At 66.5% G+C, this 13,007-nt stretch carries 11 protein-coding genes; 7 read left to right on the forward strand and 4 right to left on the reverse strand.

Translation table 11 applies throughout. From position 1 onward, the window contains the following. Positions 1 to 111: 111 nt before the first annotated feature. Positions 112 to 1,044 (forward strand): transcriptional regulator GcvA, encoded by a 933-nt coding sequence (gcvA, locus tag WJ12_RS21835; protein ID WP_059559978.1) that lies wholly within the window; start codon positions 112 to 114, stop codon positions 1,042 to 1,044. A 135-nt stretch (positions 1,045 to 1,179) separates the two neighbouring features. Here gcvA and WJ12_RS21840 read toward each other — a convergent pair whose 3' ends face one another. Next, a complete protein-coding gene (locus WJ12_RS21840; RefSeq protein ID WP_034188553.1) occupies positions 1,180 to 1,881 on the reverse strand; it encodes a flavin reductase family protein in 702 nt (233 codons plus the stop codon). Between the two features lie 226 nt (positions 1,882 to 2,107). Here WJ12_RS21840 and WJ12_RS21845 point away from each other — a divergent pair, with 226 nt between their 5' ends. Both WJ12_RS21845 and WJ12_RS21850 read left to right on the forward strand, forming a co-directional pair. After that, positions 2,108 to 2,434 (forward strand): thioredoxin family protein, encoded by a 327-nt coding sequence (locus WJ12_RS21845; protein WP_059559975.1) that lies wholly within the window; start codon positions 2,108 to 2,110, stop codon positions 2,432 to 2,434. Positions 2,435 to 2,444: 10 nt separating this feature from the next. Beyond that, on the forward strand, positions 2,445 to 2,864 hold the full coding sequence (locus WJ12_RS21850) for a secondary thiamine-phosphate synthase enzyme YjbQ (protein ID WP_034188617.1): 420 nt from the start codon (positions 2,445 to 2,447) through the stop codon (positions 2,862 to 2,864). Between the two features lie 30 nt (positions 2,865 to 2,894). Here WJ12_RS21850 and atsR read toward each other — a convergent pair whose 3' ends face one another. Genes atsR through WJ12_RS21865 form a run of 3 tightly spaced genes read right to left on the reverse strand, consistent with a single transcriptional unit; the run spans position 2,895 to position 6,153 of the window. Next, positions 2,895 to 4,715 (reverse strand): hybrid sensor histidine kinase/response regulator AtsR, encoded by a 1,821-nt coding sequence (gene atsR / locus WJ12_RS21855; protein ID WP_059559972.1) that lies wholly within the window; start codon positions 4,713 to 4,715, stop codon positions 2,895 to 2,897. Between the two features lie 13 nt (positions 4,716 to 4,728). Then, the gene (locus tag WJ12_RS21860) at positions 4,729 to 5,232 is read right to left on the reverse strand and encodes a putative pterin-binding protein (protein ID WP_069245818.1); all 504 of its coding nucleotides are present in this window, start codon (positions 5,230 to 5,232) and stop codon (positions 4,729 to 4,731) included. Between the two features lie 48 nt (positions 5,233 to 5,280). After that, positions 5,281 to 6,153 carry a response regulator gene (locus WJ12_RS21865; RefSeq protein ID WP_034188549.1) on the reverse strand — a complete coding sequence of 291 codons (873 nt, stop codon included), beginning with the start codon at positions 6,151 to 6,153 and terminating at the stop codon, positions 5,281 to 5,283. A gap of 357 nt (positions 6,154 to 6,510) precedes the next feature. Here WJ12_RS21865 and WJ12_RS21870 point away from each other — a divergent pair, with 357 nt between their 5' ends. The 4 genes from WJ12_RS21870 to WJ12_RS21885 all read left to right on the forward strand — a co-directional run bounded on the left by WJ12_RS21870 (position 6,511) and on the right by WJ12_RS21885 (position 12,642). Beyond that, positions 6,511 to 7,098, forward strand: a complete 588-nt coding sequence (locus WJ12_RS21870) for a tetratricopeptide repeat protein (RefSeq protein ID WP_034188548.1) — start codon at positions 6,511 to 6,513, stop codon at positions 7,096 to 7,098. 121 nt (positions 7,099 to 7,219) lie between these two features. After that, a complete protein-coding gene (locus WJ12_RS21875) occupies positions 7,220 to 8,047 on the forward strand; it encodes a hypothetical protein (RefSeq protein WP_034188547.1) in 828 nt (275 codons plus the stop codon). 115 nt (positions 8,048 to 8,162) lie between these two features. Next, positions 8,163 to 9,185, forward strand: coding sequence for a hypothetical protein (locus WJ12_RS21880; RefSeq protein ID WP_034188546.1), 1,023 nt, complete (start codon positions 8,163 to 8,165; stop codon positions 9,183 to 9,185). 370 nt (positions 9,186 to 9,555) lie between these two features. Then, a complete protein-coding gene (locus WJ12_RS21885; RefSeq protein WP_059559968.1) occupies positions 9,556 to 12,642 on the forward strand; it encodes an ATP-binding protein in 3,087 nt (1,028 codons plus the stop codon). Positions 12,643 to 13,007: the final 365 nt, after the last annotated feature.

Here is a 13,007-nt window from a genome sequence, read left to right on the forward strand (position 1 = left end):
TGGAAGCCGTTCGTGGCTTCGCTTTCGCGCTCGAAGTGTCAATTTTATGGTTGAGGTCGCGGCCATTTCAATTGAACTAAAATTGCGTCAACAGAGAGAAAAAGTCACGTCATGAACGACAACCAGGACACCGCGAAGCACCGGGGCGAGTTGCCCCCGCTCAATGCGCTGCGCGCGTTCGACGCGGTCGCGCGGCACGGCAGCTTCGCGGGGGCGGCGCTGGAGCTGCATGTCACCCACTGGGCCGTAGGCAAGCAGATCAGGCTGCTGGAGGACTGGTTCGGCCTGCCGTTGTTCGACCGTCGTCCGCGCGGTGTCGTGCTGACCGACGAAGGAGCCGCGCTGCTGAATGACGTCAGCCACGTGTTCGAGCGCCTCGGTACCGCGGTGGGGCGGCTGCGCCACGACACGTTCAAGCACCGGATATCGGGCGTCGTGCGGGTGAATGTGCCGATGAGCTTTGCGCTGTGCTGGCTGCTGCCGCGGCTCGCCGATTTCCATTCGCGGTACCCCGACATCGACGTCAGGGTATCGACGACATCGCGCAAGTTGCGCTATGTCGCCGACGCTTTCGATATCGGGGTCCGTTCCGGTCCCGAGCAGGGCGCGGGCGTCGTATCGCGTCCGCTGATGCCCGACCTGCGCGTGCCGGCCTGCAATCCCGCGTTGCTGCGCCGGCATCCGATACAAAGCGTGGCCGACCTGCGCCATCACACCCTGCTGCATTCGGCCACGACGCGCTCCGCCTGGTCGCACTGGTTGCAGGAGGCGGGTGCTTCCGATCTGCGCGCCGCGCGTCATGTCGAATTCGATCATGTGAATCTTCAGCTCGGCGCGGCCGTCGAGGGGCTCGGCGTGGCCCTGGCGTCGTTGCCGCTGATCGGGCGCGATCTCGCCGAGGGGCGCCTCGTGTGTCCGATCGCGTCGCCCGTATGGCGTGCTGACGACTACATGCTGGTGACGAGCGCCGATCGTGCCGACGATGCCGCGGTGTCCGCGTTCGGGCAATGGATGGAAGGCGTGGCGAGCCGAGAGGCGGGATAGGCTCGCGGTGTCGGTCCGCGCGATCGGCACGGCGATGCACAGGGCCGGCGGTGCGGGGGCGGCGCAGCCGCGTCGATACCGCCGGTGGAGGCACGACGAAGCGCCGGCTTCGCTGCCATTGCGCCGGGCGTTTCGTTACCGTCCGGCGCCGGTCAAGATGCCCGCTTCACGCGAACGCTCGATGTCGGGGCTGCGATACGCGCGCTCCGGAATCTCCGCGAGCCGCGACGCATGCACCTGCCGCGGCGCCAGTCCGTAGAACTTCTGGAAGCTCATGATCAGCGGCGACCACTTGTCCGGATCGATGCGGTCCGCATGGCCGTCCATCAGCAGGTCGGGATGCGCGTGCACGCGCTGGATGCGCAACTCGAACACGCGGATATGGCCGCGCAGGTCCGGCGCCTCGTCGCCGATCCCGTGCGCGGCCGCGACGACCGCTTCCATGTGCACCGGGCATTCGAGCGCGCGCGGCGGCGCGACGGTTTGCGACGCGGCTGCGGTGAGCCCGGCCGTGCCGAACTTGTCGGGTTCGAATACGTAGCCTTTCGCGCGCTTGCCGTCGGGCACCGGATACGTGCCCGTCGTGCGCGCGATCCGGTCGACCGCGTCCGCCTGCGCCGACGACGGCAGGTTCAGCACGCATTCGCCGGTGCGCAACAGGTTGCGGGTGGTCTGCGAGCTGGCGGCGATGCCGATCACGCCGCGCCAGCCGAGCCAGAACGCGGACGAGATCGGCGCGAGATTGGGCGTGCCGTTTTCGTTCAGCGTGCTGACCAGCACGACGGGCGTGCCGAAATAGAGGATGTTCGGTTCGGTGACGCAGTGCGGCGCATTCATGGCGGGTGCCCTCGGTGACGGATCAGTCCGCATGCTGATCCCGTCGCGACGGCGCGGCGCTCCGAATCTTGTCGTGTCATTCCGGAAGAGCGCAGGCGGCGTGGGCGCCGCGACGGGCCGGCCGGCATCGCGCGCGCTTTTCCGCTAGAGTAGGAAATCGTCGGCCGCGACCGCCGCACCACGCTCGCGGGCGCGGCCCCGTTCCGCCAACGCACACGAGGGCCCGATGGACACCGAACAACGCTACACCGCCAATGCGCCGACGCGCGCGGAAGTCGACGCACTGGGCGGCGCAACCGTCATCGAATTCGGCGCGAACTGGTGCGGGATCTGCGCAGGCGCGCAGCCCGCGATCGCCGCGTCGTTCTCCGCGCATCCTGCGGTGCGGCACCTGAAGATCGAGGATGGCCCGGGCCGCCCGCTCGGCCGCTCGTTCGGCGTGAAGCTGTGGCCGACCCTCGTCTTCCTGCGCGACGGCGTCGAGGTCGCGCGCGTCGTGCGCCCCGCCGACGCGAAACAGATCGAAGCCGACGGCTTCGCCGCGCTGGTCTGAGGTGGCCGAGATGCAACAGGCCCTCACGCACATCGGCGTCGACACGCGCGGCGGCGGCCTCGTCGAATTCACGCCGCAGGTGCGCGCGTTCGTCGACCAGCAGGCGATCCGCACCGGCCTCGTCACCGTGTTCTGCCGCCATACATCGGCGTCGCTGCTGATCCAGGAGAATGCCGATCCGTCGGTGCGGCGCGACATCGAACGCTATTTCGCGACGCTCGCGCCCGAGGACGACACGCGCTACGAGCACGACACCGAAGGCGCGGACGACATGCCCGCGCATCTGCGCACGGCGCTCACGCAGGTGCAGCTGTCGATTCCGGTCGAGCACGGGCGCATGGTGCTCGGCACGTGGCAGGGGATCTACCTGTTCGAGCATCGCCGCGCGGCGCACCGGCGCGACATCGTGCTGCATCTGATCGGCGAGTAGGCGGGAACGGGGAACGGGCGATGCGCCTGCTCAGGCGAGCAGCTTCTCGACGAGCGTGCCGAGCTCGCGCAAATGGACGGGTTTCGGCAGGAATGCATCGAACACCTGCTTGTTCTCGCGCAGCGCGGCCGACTCATATGCGCTGACGCCGAGGATCGCCGGATGGCGGCCGTCGTGGTCGGGTTCCGCCGCCGCGCGAATGCGCCGCGCGACCTCGAAGCCGCTCAGGTCCGGCAGTTCGAGATCGAGCACGACGATGTCGTAGCGGCCCGTGCCAAAGCGCGCGACGCCTTCCTGCCCGGTGCCGCACAGATCGGCCTCGATGCCGAGGGCCGACAGCATCGCGCCAAGCGTTTCGCGCGCGTTGTCGTTGTCGTCGACCACCAGCGCGCGCCGGTCGCGGAGCGCGATCGCGGGCGGCAGTGCGGGCACGTCGCCGGCCGCGTGGCCGGCCGTGTCGATGCCCGGCACTTCGGCCGGCAGCGTCACAATGAACTCGCTGCCTTCGCCGACCACGCTGCGCACGTCCACATGCCCGCGCAGCGTCGTCACGATTTCGCGCACGACCGCGAGCCCCATGCCGATCCCGTCCACATGCAGCCCGACCGCGTCGTTCGCGCGATAGAACGGCTCGAAGATCTTCGACAGGTGTTGCTTCGCGATGCCGGCGCCCGTGTCGTGCACGGCGATCTTCACCTGCTGGCCGGCCGGCGTGTCGGCGAGCGTGATCGACACCTTGATCGATCCGCCGTGCGTGTACTTGACCGAGTTCTCGATCAGGTTCGACAGCACCTGCCGAAGCAGCTTGCGATCGGAGCGGATCGCGAGACCCGGCGGCTCGATCCGCTGTTCGACCGTGATCCGCTTGGCCAGGATCTTCTCGCGCAACGGTTCGATCGCTTCGGCGAGCAGCGGCGCGATTCCGACGGTATCCAGTTCGGCCAGGCGTTTCGTCGAGCGCAGCTTGATGTAGTCGGTGAGGTCCTTGACGAGTGCTTCGAGCGACAGCGCGGAATTCTGCAGCCGCCGGATCGTCTTCAGGTTCGCGTCGGACTGCGGGCGCGCGAGCAGGATCTCGATCGACCCGCAGATGGCCTGCAGCGGCGTGCGCAGCTCGTGGCTGACCATCCCGAGGAACGCGTTCTTCGCCTCGATCATCTCGAACGCGCGGTCGGAGGCCTTGCGCTCGGCGTCGAGCGCCGCGTTTTGCCGTTCGAGCAGGTCGTCGCGCGTGCGCATCGTGTAGAACAGCAGCAGGAACAGTGCGCACAGGATCACGCCGAGCACGATGCCGAGGATCAGGATCGCACGCTGCTTTTCCTTCAGCTGATGGAACGTGAAATCGCGTTGCGCCATCTCGATCGCGCGGAAGTAGTTCGCGAGGCCGTTGACCTTCGGCCAGTATGCATTGACTTCGTCGATCACCTGCCGCGCGTTCTTCGGCGTGTCGCGCAGCGGCGGCACTTCCTGCTTCAGGCGCGTCATGAATTCACCGAGCGCGTCGATCTCGTTGCGCGCGCGCGGAATGCGCAGCCAGTATTCGGATACTTCGGACGGCCGCTGCAGGAACCCGAACGACACCGACAGGCTGTCGAGCTGCATCCGCACGTGATCGAAGTCGTCGTCCTCGCGTGTCGCGTAGAGGATCAGTTGCCGGTCGAATCGCGTATAGACGTTGCGGTATTGCGCGGCGGTCCAGAACACGCCTTCGCGCGGCCCTTCGAGCACGCCCTCGTTGACCGAGGTCGCGAGCAGGTCCCACAGCAGGAACGCCCACGCGGCGAACCCCATGATCCACAGCGAGCCGAGGACCAGGATGATCTTTCTGTTTTTCCACCGCCGGCGTTTCATGTCGCGGTCGAACTCACTTCACGGTCAGGCCGATGATCTGCCACGCGAACTTGGCCTCGCCGAGCGGCGTCTTCAGCTCGTCGGGATACTGGTCGCGCGGATACATGATCCACAGCGGGCCGTAGTTGTCGTTGCCGAGCACCTTGCCGTTCATCGTCCGCGCGAGGATCACGCCGTACTTGTCGGCATCCGACACGGGAATCGTGAACGTGTACTCGTCGATGCAGCGGAATTCGATCTGCGTGCCATGCGCGCCGACGGTCTTCAGCACGTCCGACAGGCGCGGGCCGGTGAAGGTCGACTTCGGCGTCCAGCTCGTCGACGTGACGATCGTATGCTGCGGCAGCGCCATCAGCGCCTGCTCGGAAAAGACGTAGGTCATCTTCCCCTGCTGGTTGCTCTTGCTGATCTTGCCGTCGACGGTGAACGTAAACGACGAAGCCGCCCATGCCGAGGCTGCCATGCCGAGCAGGCAGGCCGTCAGCAGGCTCTTGATCCAGATGGTTGAAATGCGCATGTCGTGCCCTCGGTCTCGTGGTTCGTGTCGTGGTTTGTGGTTCGGGACTCAGTTCGCGGCGGCCACGGCCGGCAGCGTGATCTTCAGTTCGCGCGCCACTTCGGCGAACAGGATCGGCAGGCGCACCGGCTTTTCCTCGCAGCGCGCGTTGTAGTGCGACACGATGTGCGCGATTTCGTCCTCGCTGGCTTCGCCGGTCGAGATCTTGCCGGTCAGCAGGAAGATCGGCGCGCCGCTGTTCTCGCTCGAACGGATGCCGCGCACGAGTTCGGCGGCCGTCTGGTCGCCGAGCATCCAGTCGAGGATGTAGCCGTCGAAATCCTCGACTTCCAGCGCCTTGCGGAACGTCGCGCCGTCGAAGTACGGAATCGCGTTCACGCCTTTCTCGATGAAATATTCACACACCGTCTCGGCGACATCCTGCGAATCGTCGACCACGGCGATCCGCGCCGCATAGACGTTCGGCTGGGTCGAGCGCAGCTCGATCACGTCGACCGGATAGGTGCGGCCCTCGCGCGCGTGCTGGCGCTCGGTCACGATCCATTCGCCCTGCCACTGCAGCGCGACGAAATCCGTTTCGATCTGGCTGCTGGCCTTCGTCGAGATCGCGGCGCGGCAGCGGAAGCGCCTCGATTCGATCACGAACGTCGCGTCGATCATCTCGGCGGCGGCCGGCTGCGTGCCCTTGTCGTCGAGCAGGATCGCGGGCGGCACGCCGAAGTGCGTCGCGATGTCCTGCAGCTGCGACAGGTTCCACGGGATCAGGCCTTTCATCTTGCGCGTGACGACCGAGAAGCTCAGGCCGAGCACGTTGGCGATCGTCGTGTTGTGGCTACGCGGCGGAATGCCGTTCCGGTTCAGTAGATCGCGCACCTTGTTCGCGGTGATGAGATCGACATTGGCCTGCTCGGTGGTGGACATCTCGATGGGGTCTCGAAGGGTTTTGGGCGAGGGAGAGCATAGCAAAACTGACGTGTCACGCAAACTTTGAAAAAGCGAATGACCTTGACATGCCATTTTTCTCCATTATTATTGCTCACCACGTCACTATTGTTTGCCGCGTCATGTTTGGAGATCGATGCCGGGATAGCCGGTACAGCGAAAAGCGGCAGCCATGAAATGGTGACGGAACAATTCCAAGAGAGAACCTGAGAGAGCCTTGGACTGCGTGTCGGCGTTAGCGGATTGTATCCGTTGCGCCGCACGCAACCAGGTACGAGCTCACGGGGTGGGATGGCTCGAAGAATTGCGGCGCCAATAAAACTGAGGACTGTACCAATGTATCGCCGTTTACTCGCTCCGGGGCTGCTGTTGCTGCTGGCCGCGTGCGCGCAGGACCCGTCCGTCACCGGCAACACGGTACGGATCTGCGACGACACCGGGTGTTCCGATCGCCCGAAAGATCAGGTGTCCTATCAGAAGAAGGACGATGCGGAAGACCGGGAAGATCCGCGTATCGCCGCGCTGAAGCAGACCGCGAAGACCCAGCCGAAGGCTGCCTACGACCTCGGCTTGCGTTATTTCCGCGGCGACGGCGTGCGCCAGGACAGCTATCAGGCGCTCAAGTGGATGCGCGAGGCCGCCGAACGCGGCGACCTGCAGGCGCAGAAGGCGCTCGGCAGTTTCTACCTGTTCGGCCTCGAGGAAATGGGCTCCGACGCGCGCGAAGCGGAGAAGTGGCTGTCGATCGCGGCCGGCCGCGGCGACAAGGAATCGAAAAAGCTGCTCGATCTCGCGCGCAAGGCCAAGAAGGAAGACGAAGAAGACTGGAAATGGCGCACGCAATGGCGTGACGTCTATTACGGCTACTGGTACTCGGGCTATCCGTACTACGGCGTCTGGCAGCAGACGTACTGGTACTACTGACCGCGCATCAGGCAACGGGGGCAGCAGCGGGGGGACCACCATCGCGCGCCACGCCGGGGGGCTTATCGAAGTTCGCACGAACACATAAGCCGAACAACGACTCTAATCGATCGACAACGACATGAAGACCAACCTTTCCCAACGTCTCACTCAAGGTGCGCTGGTTGCAGCGCTTGGCGCGTCCGTCGCGGGTTGCGGCGGCGTGGTGACGCCCGGCGGACAGAACGCCGGCGTGACGGGTGCCGCGGCAGGCGGCGCGAGCGCGGGCGCGGATTCGCAGCTGCAGCGCTGTGCGTCGCCGCTCGGCACGATCGCCGTCGACGACGGCCGCAACGCCGACTGGTGGGGCCCGTTCGGCAGCGCGACCAAGATGACCACGATCGATCCGCTGCTGCGCCTGGCCGTGCAGCAGTCGAACTGCTTCGTGATCACGTCGATCGGCAACCAGAAGAGCGACGCGCGCCTGTCGCGCATCACGCAGCTGCAGCGCAACTCGGGCGAATACCGCGCGGGCTCGAAGCAGCAGAAGGGCCAGCGTGTCGCGGCCGACTACTACATGGAGCCGCAGATCGTGATCAACGATTCGCCGATCGGCGGCATCGGCAGCATGATCGGCGGGCTGATCGGCAACAGCGCGGTGGCGGCGGTGGCCGGCCACCTGCAGACGAAGGCGTCGGTCGTGACGCTGACGCTGTTCGACGTGCGCTCGGCCGTGCAGATCGCGGCGTCGGAAGGCAGCTCGACGGCGACCAACTACGGTGCGGCGCTGGGCGGTTTCGGCGGCGGCGTGGGCGGTGCGCTCGCCGGGTTCTCGTCGACGCCGGAAGGCAAGGCGACGGTCGTCGCGTTCATCGACGCGTACAACAAGATGGTCGTGGCGCTGCGCAGCTACAAGGCGCAGGACGTGAAGGGCGGCCTCGGCCGCGGCGGCCAGCTGCAGGTCAACTGACGTTCCCGGGCCGGTGGTTGGCCGCCGGCCCAATCCCGATGCGGATGGTCCGTGCGCGCGGCGTGATCCGTGCGTAACGGCTTCGTTCGTCCTGTTCGTTCAGAAGGTGATTCCGATGAAAACCGTTGCATTGATCGCATTGACTTGCCTGGCGCTGACCGCTTGCGGCGGCGACGACACTTCCGCGCCTGCATCGTCCGGCGGATCGGGCACGAGCAACAACGGCGGCAGCGGTGGCACGGGCACCGGCTCCGGCGGGACGGGCGGCGGCGGGGCGGGAAGCGGTGGTTCGGGCGGCTCCGGCGGCGGTACGCTGACGTGGCGCTACGAGGCACAGCCGGTCGCGGCGGATCGGGCGAGCTTCCTGACGCTGGTCAACAACGAGGGCGCAAAAGGCTATCGATATCTGGGCGACTATTTCTACAATGCGAGCAACGGCGGGTCGCAGTCGATCTTCGTGAACGACGGCACCGCGCAGACCTACACGTACCAGTTGCAGACGGCGCCGGCCGACATGACGTCCTTCGTGAACGCGGCCAACGCGCAAGGGGCGAGCGGCTACCGCTACGAAGGGCCGCTCACGTACGGCGACCTCTATCGCAAGGACGGCGGCTCGTCGGCCACCTACACGTACACGGCGACGGGCCTGCCCGCCGACGCCAACGCATTCCTCGCGCAGGCGAACGGACAGGGCCAGTCGGGCTACTGGTTCCTTGGCCCGATGGCGGTGGGCACCGCGCAGGCGAACGTGTACATGAAGAACAACGCGTCGAACGCGACCTATACGTACGACGCGCTGGCGCCGACGTCGACGGTCGGCGACTTCATCGCACAGGCCAACAGCGAGGGGGCGAAGGGTTATCGCGCGAAGGGCGCGATGGCATTCGGTACGGCGATCTCGTGGGTCTACGTGAAGGACCAGACGCAGTCGCCGACCTTCACGTACCAGTCGGCCGCGATCCAGTCGACCGGCGCCAGCTTCGTTCAGCAGGCGAACACATTCGGCGCGCAGGGCAGCGCGTATCTGAGCGATCTCGCGCTCGGCTCGCCCGCGCCGGTGATGGCGTCGTTCTATTTCACGCCGAAGAACTGCACGGGCTTCCTGTGCACGACGCTGAATCCGCTCACCCAGAACTGAGCGGGCGATCCTGCCGGGAAGTCCCGCGCGGGTCGAATCGGGTGCCTCGGTGCGTCACGAGATTCGTTGACGCATCTTTTGCCGCCGGCTCGCCGGCGGTATTTCATTGTGGACGGACCTGAGGCGATTCGCCGAAGCGACGGGTCCGAAAGGCGCGGTGCGCGACACGCGATTCCACCGCCGATTCTCGTTCAAGTTCAAAACAATCATTAAAACAAATAGGACGTGTACTAAAAGGATAATGCACACCTGATTTTCGCGGTGTCGTTAGGCATGATCGGGACCTTACCGTCCCGAATGTTTCCATCGTGACGTCCGGCCGGCCGGGATTTGCCGCAGGTCCGCGTTCCGGGCTCCGTCACATCGAGCCATGCCATACAGCACGCTTCAGTCCATTCGCCGCTACCAGAGCATTTCGATGTTCGGGGGCGGCATCGTCGTCACGATCCTGATCCTGATCGCCTGCGGGCTCGGGATCACGTCGATCGTCTACGGCCATCTGGACGGCGAGCGGCGCAATTTCCTGAACGGTGTCGAGGAAGCCGCGGACGAGGTGCAGGTGGCCGAGACGTCGTTCCGCAACGGCGTCACGAATACGCAACTCATCTGGCGGGAGATCGGCGCGGCGCCGGCCGAGGTCGTGAACGCGTTCTTCGCCGACGGCCAGCAGCTGGCGATCAAGCCGTATCCGTCGCTCGTGGTCGGCGTGCCGGGGCAAACCGCGCGGCGCGACGAGGTCGCTCGTTATCTCGCGCTGTCGTTCATGCTGTCGCGCATCTGCGCGGCGAGTTCGCTCAATCGCGGGCGTACGCTCGAGGGGTACCACTACAGTACGCGCACGGGCGTCTTCGGCCTGGTGCCACACCTGGCGCGCGACAATCCGGCACTGGCGTCGGCCGACGCGCGTGCGCAAGTATTCGATGCGCTGCGCATCGATTTCGACGGCTCGCCGCCGGCGCCGAACGACGGTCGGCCGAACGTCCGCTGGCTGCCGCCCTACGTCAACCCCGTCACCGGGCAGATGCGCATCCGCGTCGCCGCCGAGGCGCGCGCCGCCGGCCAGCCGTTCGCGGTGCTGGTCACCGAATACGCACCCGACTACCTGCTGTCGTGGCTGCCCGGACGGGGCTTGGCCGGCACGTTCTTCATCACGTCGGCGGACAACCGGCTGATCGCGATCGATCCGGACGTCGCACGCACGAACGCCCTGAGCGAGCGCTTGCTGAGCCTCGATGTCGCGCATCGTGGAAGGGTGTCCGCCGAGCCGCTCTTTCGCGACGGCGCGATCGTGTTCAGCAGCAAGCTCGCGGCAACCGGCTGGACGATCGCCTATGTGCTGTCGTGGGCCGACGTGCTGGCCGGCATCGGCGTGCAGGCCGGCGGGCTCGCGGCGTCGACCCTCGTTGCGATCATCGTGATGTGGCTGCTGCTCGTGCGTTTCCACCGGCGCGTGCTTGTGCCGGTGTATGCACGCTCGGCCCGCGTGTTCGACAGCGAGGCGCTGTGCCGCAGCGTGATCGCGATGGCGCCGGTCGGCATCGGCCTCGTGTCGTTGTCCGACCGGCGCGTGATGCTCGCGAGCGACGCGCTCAAGCAGATGCTGCTGCCGCATGAAGGCGATTACCATGCGTTGTCCGCGCTGGCACTCGAGAAGTACGACGCGTTCGTCGCGAACGGCGGGGCCGGCCGGACGATGACGACCGAACTCGTGCTCGACGCACGCGGCGATACGCCGCTGCACCTGGAGATCATCGCGCACGGCGCGCGTTATCAAGGCGAGGACGTGCTGATCGCGACGTTCGCCGACATGAGCGCGCAGTGCCGCCTCGTTCATCAGCTCGAGGAAGCGGTGCGCGCGGCCGATTCGGCGAATGCGGCCAAGTCGTCGTTTCTCGCCGCGACGAGTCATGAGATCCGCACGCCGCTGAACGTGATCCTCGGCAACCTCGAGCTGCTCGAGCGCACGGCGCTCGATGCCTCGCAGCAGGGCCGCGTGCGGACGCTGCGCGCGTCGGCCGAAGGGCTGCTCGCGATCGTCAGCGACGTGCTCGATTTCTCGAAGATCGAAGCCGGCGCGATGTCGGTCGAGTCGATCGAGTTCGACGTGATCGCGGTGATCGAGCGCGAGCTCGCGGCATTCGCGTCGGTCGCGAAGGCAAAAGGGTTGCCGCTGTTCGCCGATATCGATGCGAGCGGCGCGCAGCGCATGCGCGGCGATCCGACGCGGCTCGCGCAGGTGGTCGGCAACCTGCTGAGCAACGCGATCAAGTTCACGAGCGCCGGGCGCATCGTCGCGCGCATGGCGGTCGGGCGAAATGCGCGCGGCGCGCCCGAGATCGCCATCGGCATCGAGGATACCGGCATCGGGATCGACCCTGCGCAACAGGGCAAGCTGTTCAAGGCGTTCTCGCAGGTCGATGCGTCGATCACGCGGCGCTATGGCGGCACGGGGCTCGGGCTCGCGCTGTGCGACCGGCTGGTCGCGGCGATGGGCGGGACGATTGCGGTCGACAGCGCGCCGGGCGTCGGCAGCCTGTTCACCGTGCGCTTGCCGCTGCACACGGGCATTGCGCCGAAATCCCCGGCCGGCGCGGGTGCCGGCCGGACGCTGATCGTCGTGTCGCCGGAGGACGCGTGGCGTGCGTTTGCCTTTCCGCATCTGCGTGCATGGGGGTTCGACGTCGCGATGCATCCGAGTCCGATCGGGATTGCCGCCGGGTGCCTCGCGCGTGCACACGCGATCGTGCTCTTCGGCGATTCCGACCAATGGCGGCGCGAGGAGCTCGACAGCCTCGGCGGCGGTACGCCGGTCGTGCTGGCGACGCCGGACGGCCCGCTGCAGCCGGACGTCGCGGGCCGCACGATCCGCGTGTCGAGTTATTCGCTGAACGGGCTGCGCATGGCGATCGCGCAGGCGCGAGTCGCTACCGCCGAGTCGCCGCGCGGGCCGGGGTGCGCGCCCGATTTCGGGCAGTCGGCGTCGCCGGCTTCCAGTACGCGTGTGCCGCGTGTGCCGCGTGTGCTGGTCGCCGACGATGCGGCGGTCAACGGGTCGATTTTCCGCGAGCAGCTGGATGTGCTCGGTTGCACGGTCCGGTGTGTGTCGTCCGGCGGCGCGGCGCTCGACACGCTCGAGAGCGGCATGTGGGACGTGCTGCTGCTCGGTGCCGACTTGCCCGACATGTCGGTCCGGGAACTGGTCGAAGCCGTTCATGCGCGCGCGTTGCCGTGCGACATGATCGTCGTGGCATCGTATCTGGCGCCCGACAATGCCCGGCGCTACGCGGCATCGAACGTCGCGTACGTGTTGACCAAGCCGGTGACGCTGGCCGACCTGCGCCGCGGCCTCGCCCGCGTCGCGCGGCGGCGCGGGATCGCACTCCCCGCGGGCACGGCGGACAAGCGGCCTGCTTCGGGCGTCATGGCTGCTGCGACGATGCACTGGCCCGGACGGTAAAAAAAGAGGCGGCGCGAGGGCGACGCAGATCGCCTGCGTCAGAACAGGGAAGGCAGACACGCCGCATTGCTTCAATGCCGCGTGATTTCGACTGAAGAAGGAAGGGTAAGGCCGTGCGCTATATGGGAAAGGTGTTCGGGCTGCTACTTGGATTCGCGACGTTGCCAGAGAAATCCAGACGGCATTTCCTGATGAAGCTGAACGAATTCATGATGATGTCGCCGTCGCAAAAGCGGCGGGCCGTCACCGAGTGGCAGCACGCCGTGGATGACGAGCCCGGCGAGCCGGACGAAACCGTGGTCAAGCACTAGAGAGCGGTTTCGGCCGCCCGGCGGGACGGGATGGATCGACGGCGTGGGGGCGCC

The sequence above is a fragment of the Burkholderia seminalis genome, assembly GCF_001718535.1.
GTDB lineage: Bacteria > Pseudomonadota > Gammaproteobacteria > Burkholderiales > Burkholderiaceae > Burkholderia > Burkholderia seminalis.

Bases quoted from the DNA above. Each gene is read 5' to 3' on its own strand.
- WJ12_RS21880 (WP_034188546.1), top strand. From the start codon at position 8,163: ATGAAAACCGTTGCATTGATCGCATTGACTTGCCTGGCGCTGACCGCT.
- WJ12_RS21845 (WP_059559975.1), top strand. From the start codon at position 2,108: ATGGACACCGAACAACGCTACACCGCCAATGCGCCGACGCGCGCGGAA.
- WJ12_RS21870 (WP_034188548.1), top strand. From the start codon at position 6,511: ATGTATCGCCGTTTACTCGCTCCGGGGCTGCTGTTGCTGCTGGCCGCG.
- WJ12_RS21840 (WP_034188553.1), bottom strand. From the start codon at position 1,881: ATGAATGCGCCGCACTGCGTCACCGAACCGAACATCCTCTATTTCGGC.
- WJ12_RS21865 (WP_034188549.1), bottom strand. From the start codon at position 6,153: ATGTCCACCACCGAGCAGGCCAATGTCGATCTCATCACCGCGAACAAG.
- WJ12_RS21885 (WP_059559968.1), top strand. From the start codon at position 9,556: ATGCCATACAGCACGCTTCAGTCCATTCGCCGCTACCAGAGCATTTCG.
- WJ12_RS21860 (WP_069245818.1), bottom strand. From the start codon at position 5,232: ATGCGCATTTCAACCATCTGGATCAAGAGCCTGCTGACGGCCTGCCTG.
- WJ12_RS21875 (WP_034188547.1), top strand. From the start codon at position 7,220: ATGAAGACCAACCTTTCCCAACGTCTCACTCAAGGTGCGCTGGTTGCA.
- gcvA (WP_059559978.1), top strand. From the start codon at position 112: ATGAACGACAACCAGGACACCGCGAAGCACCGGGGCGAGTTGCCCCCG.
- WJ12_RS21850 (WP_034188617.1), top strand. From the start codon at position 2,445: ATGCAACAGGCCCTCACGCACATCGGCGTCGACACGCGCGGCGGCGGC.
- atsR (WP_059559972.1), bottom strand. From the start codon at position 4,715: ATGAAACGCCGGCGGTGGAAAAACAGAAAGATCATCCTGGTCCTCGGC.